19 protein-coding genes are annotated in these 17,521 nt (G+C 71.2%); 1 reads left to right on the top strand and 18 read right to left on the bottom strand.

The features are described from left to right. Positions 1-24: 24 nt before the first annotated feature. Complete coding sequence (locus UO65_RS36470; protein ID WP_161784401.1) at positions 25-162, bottom strand: hypothetical protein; 138 nt, start codon at positions 160-162, stop codon at positions 25-27. Between the two features lie 1,175 nt (positions 163-1,337). Between UO65_RS36470 and UO65_RS00760 the strand changes: the two genes are divergently transcribed. Then, positions 1,338-1,850, top strand: coding sequence for a winged helix-turn-helix transcriptional regulator (locus UO65_RS00760; protein ID WP_063935845.1), 513 nt, complete (start codon positions 1,338-1,340; stop codon positions 1,848-1,850). A 79-nt stretch (positions 1,851-1,929) separates the two neighbouring features. Here the strand turns inward: UO65_RS00760 and UO65_RS00755 are convergent, their stop codons facing one another. The 17 genes from UO65_RS00755 to UO65_RS00675 all read right to left on the bottom strand — a co-directional run bounded on the left by UO65_RS00755 (position 1,930) and on the right by UO65_RS00675 (position 17,359). Further along, entirely contained in the window at positions 1,930-4,902 is a 2,973-nt protein-coding gene (locus UO65_RS00755; protein ID WP_233427387.1) for a BTAD domain-containing putative transcriptional regulator, read from the bottom strand. A 188-nt stretch (positions 4,903-5,090) separates the two neighbouring features. Further along, a complete protein-coding gene (locus tag UO65_RS00750; protein ID WP_035277688.1) occupies positions 5,091-5,519 on the bottom strand; it encodes an SPX domain-containing protein in 429 nt (142 codons plus the stop codon). A 57-nt stretch (positions 5,520-5,576) separates the two neighbouring features. Then, entirely contained in the window at positions 5,577-5,966 is a 390-nt protein-coding gene (locus tag UO65_RS00745; protein ID WP_035277687.1) for a hypothetical protein, read from the bottom strand. Positions 5,967-6,049: 83 nt separating this feature from the next. After that, positions 6,050-6,457, bottom strand: coding sequence for a hypothetical protein (locus UO65_RS00740; RefSeq protein WP_052020342.1), 408 nt, complete (start codon positions 6,455-6,457; stop codon positions 6,050-6,052). A 110-nt stretch (positions 6,458-6,567) separates the two neighbouring features. After that, positions 6,568-6,951, bottom strand: coding sequence for a TadE/TadG family type IV pilus assembly protein (locus UO65_RS00735; protein WP_324608947.1), 384 nt, complete (start codon positions 6,949-6,951; stop codon positions 6,568-6,570). Between the two features lie 83 nt (positions 6,952-7,034). Further along, positions 7,035-7,223 carry a hypothetical protein gene (locus UO65_RS00730; protein WP_035277685.1) on the bottom strand — a complete coding sequence of 63 codons (189 nt, stop codon included), beginning with the start codon at positions 7,221-7,223 and terminating at the stop codon, positions 7,035-7,037. 42 nt (positions 7,224-7,265) lie between these two features. After that, complete coding sequence (locus tag UO65_RS00725) at positions 7,266-8,159, bottom strand: type II secretion system F family protein (RefSeq protein ID WP_035277805.1); 894 nt, start codon at positions 8,157-8,159, stop codon at positions 7,266-7,268. Positions 8,160-8,164: 5 nt separating this feature from the next. Continuing rightward, positions 8,165-9,049: a type II secretion system F family protein gene (locus UO65_RS00720; RefSeq protein ID WP_052020394.1), complete on the bottom strand. Its 885-nt coding sequence runs from the start codon at positions 9,047-9,049 to the stop codon at positions 8,165-8,167. 26 nt (positions 9,050-9,075) lie between these two features. Further along, positions 9,076-10,533, bottom strand: a complete 1,458-nt coding sequence (locus UO65_RS00715) for a CpaF family protein (protein WP_084175195.1) — start codon at positions 10,531-10,533, stop codon at positions 9,076-9,078. Beyond that, on the bottom strand, positions 10,530-11,435 hold the full coding sequence (locus tag UO65_RS00710) for a MinD/ParA family ATP-binding protein (RefSeq protein ID WP_035277682.1): 906 nt from the start codon (positions 11,433-11,435) through the stop codon (positions 10,530-10,532). Before UO65_RS00710 ends, UO65_RS00715 begins: the two co-directional genes overlap by 4 nt. Then, complete coding sequence (locus tag UO65_RS00705) at positions 11,435-12,148, bottom strand: SAF domain-containing protein (RefSeq protein ID WP_035277681.1); 714 nt, start codon at positions 12,146-12,148, stop codon at positions 11,435-11,437. Before UO65_RS00705 ends, UO65_RS00710 begins: the two co-directional genes overlap by 1 nt. Positions 12,149-12,262: 114 nt before the next feature. Beyond that, positions 12,263-13,285 (bottom strand): hypothetical protein, encoded by a 1,023-nt coding sequence (locus UO65_RS00700; protein WP_063935844.1) that lies wholly within the window; start codon positions 13,283-13,285, stop codon positions 12,263-12,265. 2 nt (positions 13,286-13,287) lie between these two features. Next, positions 13,288-14,022, bottom strand: coding sequence for a hypothetical protein (locus UO65_RS37770; protein ID WP_233427386.1), 735 nt, complete (start codon positions 14,020-14,022; stop codon positions 13,288-13,290). Then, positions 14,019-14,723: a DUF3558 domain-containing protein gene (locus UO65_RS00690; protein WP_035277676.1), complete on the bottom strand. Its 705-nt coding sequence runs from the start codon at positions 14,721-14,723 to the stop codon at positions 14,019-14,021. Before UO65_RS00690 ends, UO65_RS37770 begins: the two co-directional genes overlap by 4 nt. 20 nt (positions 14,724-14,743) lie before the next feature. Beyond that, positions 14,744-15,883: a hypothetical protein gene (locus UO65_RS00685; RefSeq protein WP_035277675.1), complete on the bottom strand. Its 1,140-nt coding sequence runs from the start codon at positions 15,881-15,883 to the stop codon at positions 14,744-14,746. Between the two features lie 39 nt (positions 15,884-15,922). Further along, the gene (locus tag UO65_RS00680; protein WP_035277673.1) at positions 15,923-16,351 is read right to left on the bottom strand and encodes a hypothetical protein; all 429 of its coding nucleotides are present in this window, start codon (positions 16,349-16,351) and stop codon (positions 15,923-15,925) included. 15 nt (positions 16,352-16,366) lie between these two features. After that, positions 16,367-17,359 (bottom strand): hypothetical protein, encoded by a 993-nt coding sequence (locus tag UO65_RS00675; RefSeq protein WP_035277671.1) that lies wholly within the window; start codon positions 17,357-17,359, stop codon positions 16,367-16,369. Positions 17,360-17,521 lie beyond the last annotated feature (162 nt).

The following is a 17,521-nucleotide window of genomic DNA, read 5'->3' as shown; positions in this document are numbered from 1 at the left end:
GGGTCCTCCGTTCAGGGGGTCAGGTCAGCGGGTCGGGCGTTCGGCGAGTACGGCGGTGATGGTGGCGGTGACCACAGCGACCGGCGCACGGGTGAGCCGCGCCTTCCATGCCCCGCCGTAGGCGTGGACGGTGATGTCCCCAGCGCGGGCGTCGGTGATCACGACACGGGCACCCGAGGCGTGGTGCTGGTGCACACGCCGACTCGGCGTAGCCCCGAAACCGCACCCGCCGAGGTAGACCAAGACCTCGTCCACGGTCATGGGTGCCGAGGTGGGCGGGGTCATCGGTCCGCCGCCGCGTCGCATCCGGGGCAACTGCTGATCAACGTGTATCCGTGCGCGCACAGGGTGGCGGATGCGCGTTCCCTTCCGGGACCGGTGATGAAGTAGGCGGGAAACGCCCGCACGTCGTCGGGGGTGATCGCCCGGTCGAGGACTTCCGGGGGCGGCACCGGTCCCGCAGCGACCAGGGCGGCGGACAACGCACCGAGACGCGTTTTTCGGGAATTGTCAGGAATGGACATTGTCGGCCTCTCGGATGACATGGCTCGCGCCGGGTGTGGTATTCGATGTGATTTCCGGTTCCCCCGGTGGTAGTTCAATTATTGCTCGTCGTCGCGCGTCGTGCAATAGGTTGGCAGCTCATTTTCAAGACTCTTTTCGGGCGGTCACCCGGTCACTGTTTCCATGAAATGGGCGACGCGTGAACACATTTCGAATGGCACGCGATGACGTTGCAGCAGGTCAGGGGGACGAGGAATGCGCGAACACAGGCGATCGACAAGCGATAAAGAATGAAAATAAATGATGTCGGATGCGATGGGCAAGCAAAAGGCGAGATAAGAAAGGAAGGGGGACAGAGGAAGGAAAGGGGTGACAGGAGGGTTTCGGCGACGACCATGAGCCCGCCCCGATGTGTTCACCGGCTTGTGGGCAAGCGAGTCTGGGATACCAGCGGATCCCCCTGTGGGCACCCTGACCTGCGCCGTCGCCGCCCGACGGGGGTGGCGTTCTAACAGGATCCCCCAGATGAACCCCAAGATGATCCCCCATGTGAACCCCCAACGGAAGTGACCGTACGCGCAGTCGATCTTTGATGTGACCACTCGGTGTGACACCCCGTCGAGTCCCGAATGGGTGAGAACACGGTGGGCACCCTCGGCTGTTCGGCGTAGTCTGGAAGGCTCGACACCTCGTGCCGGAGGAGGCCGGTGATGACGGGCCGATCGTGAAGGAAAGCCGTGTTCGACCTGAGGCGTGGACGGGGAGGACGCTGCTGTGACAGTTGACGGGCGGGCGCGTTTCGGGGGCCCGGTCAGTGCACACAAGGAGGCGCGGTGACGGAGCGGGACGACAGAGTCCTTCGAGGGCTGTACGACGTGAAGAACCTTTTCGGGGACAAGTGGGTTCCCGCCATCCTGGTGGCGCTCCGGGATGGCCCGCTGCGTAGGGTGGAGATTCTTTCCACGGTCAACTCGTTTTCCATCGACGAGAATTGGACGGACAAACACGCTGTCCTGCACGATAGCATTCTGGCGCGGACATTGAAAAAGATGCGGGAACAGGGACTCATCTTCCGGGAGAGTCGCGGGAAGTCTTTTCCGCCGGAAGTCGTGTACTCGTTGGCCCCGGCGGTCGTGGAGGCGTTGGCGCTGGCGGAGCCTTTGATCGAGTGGACTCGTGCGCATCCGGGGCTGCTCGCGCAGGCTCAGGCGCACAGCCGCCGCCATGGTGCGGACACGGCCGTTGTCGACAGTGTGGACAAGCGCGACGTGGAGGAACGCGACGTTCCCGCAAGCCCCGATGCGGTCTTTCCCGCGGGGCGCCGTGCGGGCGGTGCCGTCGGTTGACCCGATGCCGCGTGAGGGCGGTGTGCGGCCCCGGTCCGGGCCGGGGTTGCCGGGCCGGAACGGGGGTGGGGTCATCGCTTCAACCGGCCGCGCTGTGGCCATGGTTGTTCGGGGTGGTCGTTGTGGCGGTGGTGGGGTTGTCGTTGTGGCGTTGGGCCAGGCGGGTGGCGAGGTCGTGGGCTTGGGGGGTGGGTGCGGTGTCGATTTCGGCGAGCCTGGTGGTCAGCAGGGTCAGTGTTCGGGGGATGGCGTCGAGCTGTCCGAGTCGTTGCTGCAGGCGCATGATGTCGCGGTAGAGCAGTTCGTTGTGCGGGTCGAACGACCGGGCGATTTCCAGCAGGTCCAGTGTCTGGTGTGGATCGGAGTCGATCAGGGCGCGGGCGAGTGCGGCGACGGCGTCGATGGCGTCGCGGCGGATGGCCTCGCGGGCGGGTTCGATCCACTCGTGTTCCATGCCCTCGGCCAGTGGGCCGCCGTAGCTGTCGATCACCTCCCGGTAGGCGGTGATGCGGGCGGCGTCGGTGCTGGCGGCGCGGCGGGCGGCGACGGCGCGGGCGAAGCGGTGGTAGTCCACGCGCACGGTCGCCGGGTCGAGCCGGTAGCGGCCGTTGCCAACCGAGACGATGTCGGTCACCGCGGCGTCGGTGGCGGTGGCCAGGGCATGGCGCATCCGCGACAGCGCGGTGTGCAGGGCGTTGGTCGGGCGGGCCGGGGGTTCCTCGTTCCACAGCGCTGAGACGAGTCTGTCGCGGGTCACCCCGTCGGGGTGCAGGCTCAGCAGCACCAGCAGCTCCTGGGTTCTGGGCTGCAACGCCTCAGTGATTTCCCGCGGGGTGTCGTTGGTGTCGGGGTGTGGATGCCAGTGCACGCGCAGACCGCCGAGCACGGTGATCGTCACCGTCGGGTTCTTGCCTTCCTCGCCGAGGACGGTGAGGGCCGGCGGTGCCGCAGGCGCGGGCGGGGCGGGCTTGGCGGTCGGCGTGGGTTCGTCTTCGACCTGGTCCGCGTGCTGGTGCGCGGCTTGGTGGTCGGGGACTTCACGCATGGCCGTGGGTCGCCGGTGGCCAGGCCCGGATGGCGAGTGGTCAGGGGAACTGGTGATTTCCAGGGCGGTGTCCGGGGGTGTGGTGGACAGGGCCTCGTTCCCCGGTTGCGGTGCCCGGCGGGTCTCGGCGGCAGGGTGTTCCGCCCCGCGTCGGGGACGTGGTGCCGGTGGGGTGCCGCCGTGGTCGTGTGCGGCCGGTGGGTCGGGTTCGGCATGGCGCAGCAGGTCCAGCAGGTCGGTGGTGTCGCCGCCGCCGAGGTGGAACATCCGGGTGCCGCGCAGGCCCTCACCGACACCGGGGCTGGTGGCTGAGATCGTGCCGTTCTCACGGACGTAGGCGCTCACCCCGGGTTGCCACTGGCCCAGCAGCAGGCCGGTGATGGCGAACGGTGCCCCGTTGTCCAGGACCGCTTGCAACCGGCGCAGGTGTGCCGGGGGAGTGGCCACCAGCAGCAGCGGTGGCCACTCCCCCGGTCCGGCGCCGCGGTTGGTTGAGGCGCGCACCAAGGTTTCGGCTTCCACCGCGTCGAGGGCGGCGTCCAGGTCGGCGGTCACCCGCACAGCCGAGGGCAGGCGCCCGCGGGCCGCGTCGCGTCCGAGTACCGCGGCCAGGTCGTCGGCCGCGACGACAACCTGACCCATTGGGGGCGTTCGGTGGTCGGGGGCGGTGGTGAGGGCGGTGAGCAGCAGCGCGCGGGCCGCGGCGACCGCCCCCGGGCCCAGCAGCCCGAGGCCGCGGGCGGTCGCGAGGTTCAACGCGATCTCACGACCGTCGCGCACACCCAGCCCCGCGGTCAGGACACCGTCATGTCCGGCACCGGTGTGGGGTTCGCCCACCACGAACGGTGGTGGGACGCGCCGTGCCCGCCCGTGTTCCTCACCGCCTGGGTGGCTCCCGTGGTCCGCGGCGTCCAGGTCGGGGTCGGCGGGGTCGAGGCCGGTGGTGTCCTGTTCGGTGCGTAGGTGGGCCAGGCGCAGCCGGTAGACGACCGGGGCCACGGGCAGGTCGTCACGGTCACCGCTGCCAGGCCGGTACCGGGCGCGGTGGCGGCGGCGGACGGTGAGCAGTGCCGCGCTGATCGCGGCGATCAGCCCGAAGCCGACGTACAACTCCGCCCCCCACCGAAACCCCACGTCCCCCGCTGGTGCCGGGGTGTTGTTCGTCGCCAGTGGTGCCTGCCGGGTGGGTGGCGCCGGTGTCACCGGTGTGGACGGGGGGATGCCCACTGGTGGCGCGGAGGTGGCTGGTGGTGCGGGAACCGACCGGCCCGGGTTGGGCGCCTGCTGCGGCGGCACCACCGGTGCATGTGCTTCGCGTGGCAGTGCCAGTTCCTCCCCGGGGAAGATCAGGCTGGGCGTGGTGAGGGTTCGCCCGTTCGGTTGGGGTTTTCCCTTGTTGATTTCGAAGATTTCCGGCCAGCGCGCCCCGTCGCCGAGGGTGCGCGCCGCGATACGCCACAACGAGTCGTGGACCCCGTTCCGCGGTGCCAGCACGAGCACCGACTCCAGACGCGCGGGCGTGCCGACGGTGCTGGCACGGGCGGCATGGGTGGCGTGGACCACCACCTCGGCGGCGGGTGGATGCTGCCGGACCGCAGCGCCCGCCACGATCTGCGCTCCGGTGCCGAGCGGGGTGGACGAGGAGGTGGCCGGTGCGGCTCGGTTGCCGGACACCGACAGCAGCACGGTCGCCAGCAGCACGCCCGCCAGCGCGCGCACCGGGGTGGTGGCGGTGAACTCGGGCAGTCGGGCGGTGTCGAAGCCGCCGCGGGCCAGGTCCGCCGCGCAGCGCGCGAGGTCGAGGGTGAACGCCGCCCAGGTGATCCAGCACAGGCAGGCCAGGACGTCGAGCAGGAACGTGGTCGTCATCGGGCCGAGCAGCACACCCTGCACCTGCGCCCACGACGGCAGGTGATCGGGCAGGGGCCAGCCGACGAACAGCGTCAACGCCCACGGCATCCCCACCAGCAGGGCGAGCAGGACCACGGCGGCGAGCCCACCGCGCACCACCCTGACGAGGAATCCGCACAGGCGCCCGGCGCCGGACCGGACCCGACCTGCCACACCGCTCGACCGGCGTGGCAGCCGACGGGCGGTACGCGCTGCTGTGGTCATGGCGTGCTCGTTTCCTCAGCGGAACAGGACGTGATGCTCGCCGCCTGGCGCCGCGGGCCCGGCACGCGAGACCGGCGAGGTCAACTCACCCGCGCGACGAGCCGTTCGGGGCCCTCCTGCACCGCGGTGACAGGCGCCTGCCCGCTCGGGTCGCCGGTGTTCTCGGCCGCCGGTGTCCCCGGTTCGGAGGTCCGGCGCGCGCCGCCTCGCCCGCCGGAGGCGCGGGTGGCCTTTCCGCGCTTGCTCCGGGTGGACTTGCGGGCGGCGAGCCATCCGGTGAGGTCCTCGACGTTGAGGTCGGTGAACTTGGCCAACTCCTCGACTCCGATGACATCTTGGGCCTCGGTGAGCACGTCGCCGAGTTCGCGCTCGACGTCTCGCAGTTGTTCGACGATGACGGTCCGGCGCGCGGCGAGGTCGCCGACCCGCTGCGCGGCGGCGGCCCTGCGGGCACTGCGGGCGGTGTCGGTGTTCTCGACGCGCCGCCGGATCTCCTCGGGCGTTGCCATGCTGGTTCCCCTTTCTCGATGTGCCGCCTTCACGACGGTGTGGTCACGACGGTGTGGTCATGGATTGATCGAGGTCACCCCGCGCTGCGGGTGCGCGCTTCCCCAGCCCCGCACCCGCAGCGAGCCGATGCCCACCAACCCGAGCAACTGGGTGGGCTGCGAGGCGGTCACAGTTACGGTGACGGTGTCGCCGGAGACGGTCACCGTGCCGGTCGCGCCCTCCGCGGCCAGGTGCGCTCGGGCGCCCGCGACCGCTTGGGCAGGAACCAGCCGCACGGTCCCGCTGGCCCGGTACGTGGCCAGGTCGATGGCCTGGGCTCCGGCGCGGGCAGCGGCCTCGGCCTGCCCGCTGGCCCGCACCTTCGCGGCCAGCGCCAGGCCGCCGTCGAGGGTGAGCCCGGCCAGGGCGAGGATGCCGGTGGTGAGCACGACGACGAACGCGGTCACCCGCCCTTCGTCGGCGCGCCACCACCGCAGGCGAGCGCGCCACCACCTGCCCCACCGGCCGCGTCGGGCGTGGCGCCCCCGGGTCATGTCCGGCTCCCGGTGTTCGCCGCCGAGCGCCAGAGGTCGACGGGTTCGACCGAGGTGGCCGAGAGGGTCTTGCCCGCAGGGACGCCGAGGATGAGCGCGTCGCCGAAGTCCACCTCGCACGCCACGGTGACACTGACCGTGCCGCCGGGGCGCAGGCTTCCGGTCGAGGCGCTCACCGACAACGACGCGCACGCCACCCCCGCCGAGGACAGCGCGCTCGCCGCCGTGGTGGAGGCCGCGGTGGTGGCAGCGGACGGGGTGCGTTCGATGCTCGCGGCGCGAGCGGCCTGGTGGGCGGCGTCGTCGATGCGGATGCGGGCATCGACGCCCCGGTGGACGACCACACCGACGAACACCAGCAGCATGATCAGGAACGGGGCGGCGATGGTGATCTCGGCGGCCACGGAGCCGTCGTCAGCGGCCCACCACCCCGCCCAGCCCCGCCAGCCGGGGTGTGGGCGGCCGTGGCGTCGCCGCGGGCGTGCACCGGGTGTTCGAGGCGTCGTCATCGTCATCACCCACCTGCCAGGTCCGGGACGTAGCGCTCGACGGGTCCGGCGGCTTCGGCGTGCACGGGCAGGGCCAGGAACGGCACCACCGAGGTGGCCGTGCCGGTGATCCGCACCGATGCCGAGGCCACTGCCCGATCGGCGGTGACGGCGGAACCGGTGAGCGGACCACCGGCGAGTTGGTCGAGCAGGCTCCGCGCGCTGGCCGTGCCTGCCGCGGCGGTCCCGTTCTGGACCCGTGCGGCGGCGAGGCCCTGCGCGGCTGCGGCTTGGGCGATGTGGGTGGCGTGCGACCACAGCGCGAACTGCACGATCGCCAGCAGCATCAGCAACAACAATGGGGTGGCGAGGACCAGTTCCGCGCTGACCGAACCGCGATCACCGCGCACCGCCTGCCGCAACCGCCTCGACCACCCGGTGCGCCGCCGTCTCGCACCATTGGTCGCCTGGTGGTTCGCGGGGTTCACCGCGTTCACAGGGTGATGCCGTTGGCTTTGTCGGTGACCTTGGCGATGACGATCGCGATCACCGCCAGCGCGGCGACCACCAGCAGCGCGGTCACCAGGACGGTCTCGGTGGAGTACCCGGCCTCCGGTCGGCGGCGCAACTCCTCCCACCGTGCCCGCAACACGGTCCACACTGCCTGCAGCTGTGTTCCCATCGTGTTCTCCCTTGTCGTTCGTGTTCCACGTTTCCGCGGGGGTCAAAGTCCGGTGAGGACCTGGGTGAGGGCGGGGTAGGCGATGAAGACCAGGAACCCCAGGAACAGGGCCATCACCGGCAGGCTCATGCGTTCGGTGGCGGCCTGGGCGGCGCCTTCGGCTTCGGTGATCTGGTGAGTGCGCAGCGCCTGGGCTTTGGCTGCCAGTGAGGCGCGGACCTTGGCGCCCTCGGTGCCCGCCAGGCTGACCGATGCGGCGAGTTCGGCCAGCTCGCTGACCTCGAGTTCTTCTCCGAGTTGGCGCAGGGTGGCCCAGGGGGTGGTGCGGGTCAGGCGGGCGGTGGCGAGGGCGCGGCGGAGTTGGGTGAACGCCCACCCGCGGCCGATGGTGACCGAGTCGCCCAGGGCGCTGTCGACTCCGGCTCCCCCGGCCAGGGTGATCCACACCAGGTCCAGGTAGGCCGAGAGGGCGTGGCGGAACCCGGTGCGCAGTTTCGCGGCCTCGGAGCGGACACGCAGGTCCGGCACGAGGAACCCGACCGCGGCCAAGGCGAGTCCGGCGATGATCGGGAACTCCACCCCGGGGTTGAGTCCGGCCACGGTGAGGACCACGCTCAACAGGGCGGGCAGCAACAGTCCGGCGACGGTGAGGACGGCCTTCTCCGCCAAGTGGGTGGAGGTCGACCGGCCGAGGACCGCGAGGTCTCGGGCCAGGCGCGGGCCAGGGAGCCCCAGCGCGCGCAGACCGGCGACGGCGGGTCGACCGAGCCGGGTGGCCCAGCCGGTGTCGTCGGTGCCCAGGATCGGTTCCGCCGCCGGCGCGGCGGTGGCGCGGGCCAGCACCGCGCCGAGGGCAGGGCGCGGTGGGAACAGGTACACGGCCAAGGCCCACAGGCCGATCCCGGAACCGGTTCCCAGGACGATGGAGGTGATCATGGTGTTCACTCCTGCCGTGCCGCGGCGGGCACCCGCGCCGGGCCGGTTGTCGGGTCGAGGTCGGCGGTGGCGAGGAGCCGGTCGGGCTGGGTGACGCGGGCGATGCGGCCCAGCCAGGCGAACCCGGCGGCGAACAACGCCCCGATGCCCGCCAGCACGACTTGGCCGCCCGCGCTGTCGTAGGCCTCCATGTAGTCGCCGTTGAGCACGACCACGGCGACGGCGAACACCACGGTGGTGCCGACGATGACGCGCACCGAGGTGCGGGTGCGGGCACGTCCGGCTTCCACCCGCATCCGCATCGAGGCTTGCCCGCGGGCGGCATCGGCCAGCGACCCGAGCAACTCGGCGAGGCGGCGGGTCTGCTGCTCGGCGGCCAGCACCAGGGCGGCGATGACCAGGTCACCGACCGGGTCGTCCAGGCGCTCACCGAGGCGACGCAGCGCCGGGGCCAGGCGGTCCCCGTTCTCGATGCCCGCGGCGAGTTCGGCGACCTCGCCGCGGATCGCCGGTGGCGCGAGCGGGGCGGTGGCGAGGATGGCCTGCTCCAGCCCGGCGGCGGCCGTCAGGGTGTCCCTGAGCATTTCCGTCCAGGTGGCGACGGCCTCGATCCGCGCCACCCGGCAGGTGTGCTCGGGGTCGCGGCCGAGCACCCGCGGCAACGCCCACACCGCACACCCCGCCAGGACGGCACCGACGACCCACCCGGTGAGCACACCGGTTCCCACCCCGGCAGCCACAGCGACCGCGATGCGCAGGGCGCGGTGGCGGTCATGTGGGCCGGCGGTGGCGGTCCGGGTGCGGCGAGGACGGCGGGGGACGGTCCCGCGCCAGCCGAGGACCACCAGCAACAAGCCCAACCCGGTGCCGACACCGAGCACCGCGGCCATGGCGGTGGCGGGGGTCAGCGTGGTGGTCACGGTGTCCACCAGCCCTCGGGGTTCTCCAGCACACCGGGGTCGAAACCGACGTCGACCAAGTCGTCCAGGGTGTCGGTGCGCAACGCCCCGGCGACGGGGCGGGCACGGCGGTCGGGGCCGGGGCGGTGGACCTCGTTGGAGATCACCTGCGGGCCGTCGGCGCCGACGACCTCGCGGATCGAGGACACCACCCGGGTGCGGCGGTCGGCGGCGCGGGCCAGGTGCACCACGAAGTGCACCGCGCTGGCCACGAGCAGGTTGGTGGCCTCCAGCGGGAGACGTTCGGCGCCTTGGGCGGCGTAGGAGGCCAACCGGGTGAAGGCAACCCGTGAGCTGCTGGCGTGCAGGGTGGCCATCGAGCCGTCGTTGCCCTGCGACATCGCATTGCACATCGGGATGACCTCGGGCCCGCGGATCTCCCCGACGATCACCCGGTCCGGGCTCATCCGCAGCCCCCAGCGCACGAGGTCGGCTTGGGAGATCGCGCCTTCGCCTTCGACGTTGGGTTCGCGGGCCTGGAAAGCGGTCACGTCGGCGTGGACGTCCGGGTCGTGGTCCAGGCCGAGTTCGAAGGCGTCCTCGATGGTCACGATCCGCTCCAGCGGGTCCATCTCCGAGGCCAGCGCCCGCAACAGGGTGGTCTTGCCCGCCCCGGTGCCGCCGGTGATCAGCACGTTGCGGCGGGCCTTGACCAAGGCTTGCAGGAACGCCTCCAGGCCGAGGTCGAGGGTGCCGCGGCGACGCAGTTCCGGGAGGGTGACGGTGAGGTAGCCGTGGCGGCGGATCGACAGCGCGGTCACACCGTCGGCGGTCAACCCCATGACGGCGAACAGGCGCTCCCCGCCGGGGAGTTGGAGGTTGACCGCCGGGGAGCCCTGGTCGAACCGGCGCTCCTGGCTCGATGCCCTGGCTGCGAGGAGTCGGACCAGGTCGGTCAGCTCCTCGTTCGACCCCGCGATCGGGCCGACCTGGGCGCGGCGGCCGTCGGTGTACTGGACGAACACCCTGTCGTGGCGGTTGGCGTTGATCGTCTCCACCATCGGGTCGTCCAGCAGCGGCTGCAACCCGGCCATGCCAAACAACTCGTTGACGACCTCGCCCACGACCCGCTGCTCGACCTCGCGGGACAGCAGGTGCCTGCCCGCGGCCAGTTCGTTCTCGGTGTGCTCGCGCAGCGCCTCATCGAGAAGGCCCCGGGCCAGCTCGCGGCGGGTCTCCCGGGTGGAAGTGGTGCCGGTGCGGTCCTGCTGATCGGCCACCCGCACCGGGAGTTCGGCGTTCAACCGTTCCCGCAGGTACCGGCGCAGGCGGGTCGTGGCGGCGGAAAGATCCACCACCTCGTCGAGGACCCCACCCAGCGGCGGCACACCCACGTCGAGGTCAGGGATGGCTGGGACGTACGGCTGCCGGTCGAAGTGCCGTGGCGTCGGGTACTGGTCGGTCGGGTGGGTCATGACGCCTGTCCTTCCGCCTGGTCACGGTGGTCGGTGTCGAGGGCGGGCATGAGGTGGGTGTCGCTGGTTGACGCGACCTCACGCGAGACGCCCGGGACCGACCACGAGGGAGGAATCGGGGTCGCCGGGGGACGTGGTTGGGGCTGGGTTCGGTGAAGGGTCGGTGTGCCCTCACGAGTGGCCAGTTCGGTGGCGACGCGGTGGGCGAAGCGCCCCAACGCCGATCGCGTGGGCCCGCTGCGCTCCCACCGCAGCCTGTTCGGTCGTCCGCACAGCACGGCCGCGCCGCTCGGGTCCTCGGGAACCCGGCCCAGCGGGCAGACGCCCAGTTCGCGAGCGACCTCAGCGGTGGAATACCCCTCCCCGACCAACAGGAGCACGGGGTTCGGACTCCACCGGCCGACTACGGGCAGCCGGCGCGGCAGGTGGGCGAGGTCATCGGCGTGAGCCCGCGACAGCAGCACCACCACGTCGGAGGAGCGCACGATCGGCAGCGCCGGGGAATCAGGGTCGGCCCGCCCGCAGTCGGCGATGACCACCGTGTCCGGCTGGTTCGCCGCCGTCCGCAGGACACCGAGCCCACCGCGGGGGTCCGACGCCAACGCCGACAGCGCCGCGCGGGCCTGCTCAGCGTCGGATGGGGCGGTGATCACCGGCAGGCCGCCGGGAAGCTGTTGGGTGTGCCGCCACAGCAGGTCGGCCTCACCGCCGCGCCGTGCGGCGGCGGCCAGGCTCCCCAGACCGGGTGTCGAGGTCAGGGAGAACCGCAGGGCCAGGTCACCACCGGACGGGTCGGCCTCGACCAGCAGCGTCCGCGCCGGGGCAGGCCACCGGGCGGCCAACGCGACCGCGAACGTGGTCGCGCCCGGCGAACCTTTCAACGACAGGACCGAGATCAACATCAGCGACCACCTCCGGCGGAGAGCATCACGATCGACACCTGCCCGGCCGGGACCGCGGCGATCTGGCGGGCGGCGGCCTCGGTGAGCTGCACCGACACCACCGCGGTCTGCTCGTTCGCCGGGAAGGTCACGCTGGTCACCACCGCGGGCCACACCGTGGCGTTCTCGTCGGGTGGGCTGCTCGCGGTGCCGGGCTGCCCAGAGACGGCCACCACCGACACCCGCGCTCCCGGTCCGACTTCAGTCGGGACTTGGCCGGGCTTGAGTGCGAGGGCGGCGATGGCCTGCCCGCCGGCCGGAGCAGCGGCGGCACCGACGGCGTCCGGGGTGAGCAGCGCCCCGGCCGACAGGCTGGTGGCCATCGGTCGACCGATCACCACGGCGGCCTGGTCGGCACCGACGACCGCGACACCGGGATCGACCGCGACGTTGACCTGCCGCAGATCCTGTGCGGCCAGCACGTGCCCCACGGGCACGCCGCGGGCCAGGGCGAGCACGGGCTCCCGGTCGTCGGAGTGCAGCGAGATCAGCACGAACCCGCCCACGCAGGCCAGCACGAGCAGCACGCCGAGCAGCAGGTACGGCACGCTGCGGCGGCGGCCCGTGGCGCGCAACCGCGAGGAGGGCGTCTTCTTGTTGTCACCGACCCAGGGGCCCGCCGCCGTGCTCGCGGGCCGGTCGGTGCCGGGGCGGATGGTGGTGTTGGTGCTCACGCGGTACCTCCAACAGGCATGGGGGTAGTGCGCCGCGTCGCCGGATGCCGATCAGCGCGCGGAACAGGTGGTCATCGCTGTGGATTGGGCCTCACGGGGAGGCAGGGGTGGTGCTCAGCCGCCGCTGTTGTTCAGCGCCTGCGACTCCGCCACGCGGAAGGTCGTCTCACCCGTGGTGGTCATGTCCGGGAACGTCCCGCCCTGACCCGCGCCGGACCAGGTCACCGTCCAGTGCACGGTCGCGGTGACCGGGTACGCCTGCCCCGGCCTACTCGCCGAGGAGCGGCGGTAGACGTGCCCGCAATCCGGTGAGGGCGCCGTCGGGTCCGCACCGGCCACGTAGGGTGTTCCGGCACCGGTGCAAGTGACGGTGGAACCATCACCCATCGACCAGGTCACCGACGTAGGCATCGCGACCGCCGTCACCGACACCCCGGGCACCGCAGCCGTGGCCGAGACCGGACCCCAGCCGCCGGCGAGCCACATCCAGGTCGGCAGGTTCACCAACTGCTCCCCCACCGGGTTCGCCGCGATCCTCGGCGAGGGAAGCCGCAACTGCTTGCGCGCCACCTGCGCCAACTCCGCGGGCGAGGGCAACAGAGCCGGACCCGGCTGCTGGCCGTCGGCGATCCACACAGGCGGCCGGTAAAGCCCGTCGGTGACGCCTTCGGTGGTGCACTTCCACACGTACCACGCACCCGGGCCTTGACCCGGCTGCGCCGCCTGCGCCCGGACGGCCACCGGCCGGGACACCGCGGCGTGGACAACCCCGCCGCTGCTCGCCGGTGGCCTGTGCGCGGCGGTCACCACGCCACCGGCAGGTGGCTGGTAGTCGCTCTTCACATACGAGCAACTCGCCAGGGTCGAGTCGCCACCGATGACGGAGTCACCGGGCTTGTCGGACGTGTCGGTGCCTGGGTTGTTGCCGGTGTCGGGTCGGTGCGGGGTGTTGCCACCCTGGCCTGGGGGGCCGTCGGGTCGCCCGTTGTTGCCGTTGCCGCCGACTCCCAGCTCGCACGAGGGGGTGGGGACCTGACTGCACATGGTGTTTCCCCAACCGCCGTCCGCCAAGGCGGGAGTGGTGAGGCCGAGCAGGCTCGCGGCGATGACACCGGTGGTGGTTGCGAAGCGTCGCATGGTCAACACGTCCCCACGTCGTGCACTCCGAAGTCTGAGACCTTCCATGAACCGTCGGTCTGCTTTTCGACGATGGCGTTGATCGCCTGGCGGCCTCCGGGTTCGTTGTCGGAGAGTTGCCCGTTGTCGGCGCGGTACTTCAACCAGTTCGTCGAGTCACCGCAGTCGGAAACAACGATTTTCTTGGGGTCGTCTGCGGGTTCGACCGACGACACGGCCGGGTTGAGGACCGGTTGCCCCTTGGTGACCAGGCCGTTGTAGTGGTCGGCGTACAGGCCGCGGGACAGGTTCGTCAACGCGAGACCGGTGGCGTGCTGCCCGAGTTTGGGCGACTGCCAATCCGAAGTCGTGCCTGCCTCCGCGAAGTCGTCCCACATGCCTCGGTAGGCAGTCAGGGCGTTCTGCCTGGCCTGCTCGTCTGGGGACAGCGAGGTGCTCGGGCTCGACGAGGTCGTCGGCGTCGGACTCGGCGTTTCGGAGGCCGGGCTCGGCGGGTTGCCCGAGCTGCACGCGGCGAGAACCGCGATGCTCATTGCGCCGACGAACGCGCGACCGGCCCACGAGTGAAGATGTCCCATCGGCATGTGCGAACCCCCGATTTCCGTGATGATCGTCTCGCCTGTCGTGCCACCGGTCTTGGCCGCATCACCGAGCCCATCGACCAAGGTTCGGATCCGCCCCGACGACCTTGTCACCGACATCACCACGGCAGCCTCTGTCGGGCAAGTCGTGGTCATCGGGGTGTCTTCGCGGTGATGGCGGTGAGGGCGGCGTTGATGACCGTGCAGGGGTCCACGGCGGGGAACTGGCTGTTGCTGACCAGTGCCCCGGCGACACCGGTGCTCAGAGCCACCAGGCCGATGCACTGCTTGCCGAACGTGGGATCTTCGGGCAGGGCTTCGATGAGGCCCGGTTTGCCGTTCCACGATGTGCCGGTGGAGCCTTGGTGGTGGGCTGGGTCGGCGTCGAGTTCGGTGCCCCAGACGACCTGGACCTGGAACCTGCCGCCGTCTTGGCGGGCGGGGGCGTCTCCCGCGGAGATGATGATTTTGCCGCTGTTGTCGAAGAGGCAGCCCACCGCGAACAGGTCCTTGTCCCCGGGTGTCTGCATGGTCGGGGAGTGTGGTTTGCCGTCGGTGGGCCGCACCTCGGCGGGCAGGTCCGCCCAGGTGGGGGTGGTGCACGGGTCGAACGGGGCGCCGACCTCACTGGCCTTCTCGGGGCCGTTGAGGTCGCCGTAGACGATCGACCCTTCGGCACGGCCGGCGCGCCTGCGCACGGCGTCGTCGCCGCCGGTCTCAGCAGTGGCGCTCGGCGCCCCGGCGACGCCGGATCCGGCACGCCCGGCCGCATCGGTGCCCGGGTCGCTGGTGCAGGCCACCACGGCGCCGGCGATCAGCACGGCTGTGGTTGCACCGACGAACACGCGGATGTCCATTGTGGTCTCCTCGGGGTGGTTCAGTGGAGTTGGGAGAGCAGGCCCTCGATGGCCTTGGTGGCGATCTGGCAGTCGGCTGAGCGGGCCTCGATCACCGGGTACGAGGTCGGCCGGTCGGGGTTGGTGATGTCCTGGCGGATCTCGATCTTGTCGTCGGCGACGACGGTGACGTAGCAGGTGCCCGAGGCGCTCGGTCCGCCGCCGGGGTTGAGGATGTTGGACACGCCGGGGCGTCCGGCGATGCTCACCGCGGTGTAGTCGGCCGAGGCGGTGCCGGTGAGGGTGGCGCGTGGGTCGGTGTCGACGCCGACCGTCACCGACACCACCCCGCCGATCGGGTCACCATGGGCGGCGGTCTGCGGGTAGACCGTGCAGCGGTGGGGGTCTTCCATACGAGAGCGCACCGGTTTGCCGTACACGGCGGTGGCGGCGTCGAGTCCGGCACAGGGGTCGATGGTCGCCACCGGCAGAGCGGGGGTGCTCACCGCGTCGGCCCACGTCGCCGGTTCACGCCAGTACTTCGCGACCGCGGTCAGATATTCCTTGGCGACCTGGCAGGCGGTCTTGGGTTGGGCCTCGGTGCCCTCCTGGCGCACGATCAGATGCAACGCCGCCCGCTCCCCCATCGGCCGGTCATAGACACAGGCTTTGCCGTCACCATCCAGGTCGGGCAGGTGCAGGAAGTCCACCCCGTCGAGGGTTTCCGGTGTGGACTCGCGGCGGGTCTTGTCCGACAGCTCCACCCCGGCGGTCACCTTCAGCCTCCACGCGGGCAAATCCCGAGGGCCCGGGACGAGTTGCAGCACGCAACTGCTCAGGCTGTCACCGGGCATGAGGTCATCCGGCTGCATCCCGACGACCACCGCCGCCGCGGCGGGGTCGTGCAGCGCGCACACGTCGACCTGACGGATCACCGAGAACAACGCGGCGACCTGCTCGGTGCCCTCCCGCGGCGGCACCGACGCACCCGCCTGGCCCGCCGCGGTCGTCGCCTCGGCGGAGAGGTCCTCCGTCGAGGCGACGACCTCGGCTTCGCCGTTCGCTTCGCCCTGCGCGACAGGCGTGCCCACGACGGTGGCGGTGCACCCGGACAGGCTGAGCACCACCGCGGCGACGAACGCGAGCAGACGCCACCACAGGACAATCCAGAATTCCGGCACGAAACTCCCCTTTCACAGCACTAACGAAATCGAGCGAGGTCAGCAAGCGCGGATCGGCCGCGGCTCGAGGTCGGCTTCGGCACAGCCCGCGGGTGCCGGTGTGGTGGCCGAGGTCGGCGGCCACGGGTGTGCAGCCAGCACGGTGGCGATCCCGTGCGCGGCCCGCCCCAGCGCGGTGGCGGCGGTTCCCCCGAAACGCCGATCGAACGGTGCATGGCGCCCGCCCAGCACAGCCGCGCCTCGCGAATCATCAGGAACGCGCCCCAGCGGATGGATGTCCACCTCTCGGGCGATCCGCTCGGCGGGGTGCCCGTCACCGATCGGCAGCACCAGTGGGCGCGACACCGGCAGTCGGGCCTCGACCAGCAGCACCCGCTGCGTCGCGGGCCAACCGACCGCCAAGCCGAGGGCCAGTGTGCTCACTCCGGGCGAGCCCTTGACCGAGAACAACGCGACCAACATCAGCACGCCTCCCGGCCTCGATCACGAACGGGCCGGTTCGTACGGGGCGGTATCGAGGAGGTGGAGAAACCGGGTCAGCCCGAGCCCTTCCTGATCACCAGGGGGCATCCGGCTGATCAGGTGGTGGAACGGGCCGCCCGGCGTCCCCAGGTCCGCGCGCATCGAGGCCAGCACGCGGCGTACCGCGGAACGCGGCACGCCGATGTGGGCGGCCACCGCCCGTTCAGACCGGTCACGGTCGTCGAGATCCTCGTACGGCGGCAGACCGACGTGGCGGGCGATGATCTCGATCTCGGAGGCCGTCAGGCCCAACGACCGCACCGCCATCACCCATCCCGCCTCCCCCGCGGCGTTCTCAGCGACCTCCAGCGCAGCGACAGCACGGGGGTCCGCAGCCTCGGGCTCGGCGGTCACCACCCGTGCGCGAACCGCGCGAGTACGGCGTTCGTCATCGAGATCAGCTTGAGTCACCGCTTCCCCCGCACACTGGAGGATCTCGACGTCCTCGGGCGGGCGCCCCAACTCGACCGCCAAGCGGGCGCGGATCGCCGCGATCCGCAAAAACCTGCGGTGCACCCGCGCGGGCACCGTGACCGGGTACGCCACCGTGGCGAGGTGCCGTTTGACGTGCTCGACAATCCACGTCCGCAGGTAATCCGGCCCCGAACTGCGGCCAGGGTCGTACATCCACACTCCCTGGACCACCGCGGCACGGGCGACCGCGACCACGTCTTCGGCCCCCGCCACCGCGGTTCGGGACCACCAGGAGGCGCGCAGCGCAGCAACCGTGGCCCGGGTCAGCGGCTCGGCCAAGACCACCAAGCGCGCGGTGGCGATCTGGCCCGCCCACCGTCGAGCCCGCAACACCGGTGTTCCGTCCTCCGGGTTCAGGTGCAATGCCAGGTGGGCGCGGTGCCCATCGGCGGCGGTGGGCGCCAAGGCGGTGAGCGCAGCACGGTCGAGGCGCTGGTGGCGCTCGCACTCGACGGTGACGTCGTGGACGGAGAGTGTCATGGTCGTTTCCTCTGCTGAGCGGACCTCGGGATGTGAGGTCCTCGCGGATGGCTATGTAGGCCCGTTTTCCGACATGGCTGGTAGCCGCCTGTCCCTGGTGAGGAACATGAGCGGAGGGGAATAAATGGTGCGATGTGGTGGTGTCGGTCAGCGCGGCAGCGG

Source organism: Actinokineospora spheciospongiae (genome assembly GCF_000564855.1).
Lineage (GTDB): Bacteria > Actinomycetota > Actinomycetes > Mycobacteriales > Pseudonocardiaceae > Actinokineospora > Actinokineospora spheciospongiae.
This window is presented reverse-complemented; position numbering and strand designations above follow the sequence as displayed.

What these genes read in the sequence shown, in the direction of transcription:
- UO65_RS00750 (WP_035277688.1), bottom strand. Translation starts at nt 5,519, where the DNA reads ATGGCAACGCCCGAGGAGATCCGGCGGCGCGTCGAGAACACCGACACC.
- UO65_RS00730 (WP_035277685.1), bottom strand. Translation starts at nt 7,223, where the DNA reads ATGGGAACACAGCTGCAGGCAGTGTGGACCGTGTTGCGGGCACGGTGG.
- UO65_RS00725 (WP_035277805.1), bottom strand. Translation starts at nt 8,159, where the DNA reads ATGATCACCTCCATCGTCCTGGGAACCGGTTCCGGGATCGGCCTGTGG.
- UO65_RS00720 (WP_052020394.1), bottom strand. Translation starts at nt 9,049, where the DNA reads ATGGCCGCGGTGCTCGGTGTCGGCACCGGGTTGGGCTTGTTGCTGGTG.
- UO65_RS00715 (WP_084175195.1), bottom strand. Translation starts at nt 10,533, where the DNA reads ATGACCCACCCGACCGACCAGTACCCGACGCCACGGCACTTCGACCGG.
- UO65_RS00710 (WP_035277682.1), bottom strand. Translation starts at nt 11,435, where the DNA reads ATGTTGATCTCGGTCCTGTCGTTGAAAGGTTCGCCGGGCGCGACCACG.
- UO65_RS00700 (WP_063935844.1), bottom strand. Translation starts at nt 13,285, where the DNA reads ATGCGACGCTTCGCAACCACCACCGGTGTCATCGCCGCGAGCCTGCTC.
- UO65_RS37770 (WP_233427386.1), bottom strand. Translation starts at nt 14,022, where the DNA reads ATGACCACGACTTGCCCGACAGAGGCTGCCGTGGTGATGTCGGTGACA.
- UO65_RS00690 (WP_035277676.1), bottom strand. Translation starts at nt 14,723, where the DNA reads ATGGACATCCGCGTGTTCGTCGGTGCAACCACAGCCGTGCTGATCGCC.
- UO65_RS00675 (WP_035277671.1), bottom strand. Translation starts at nt 17,359, where the DNA reads ATGACACTCTCCGTCCACGACGTCACCGTCGAGTGCGAGCGCCACCAG.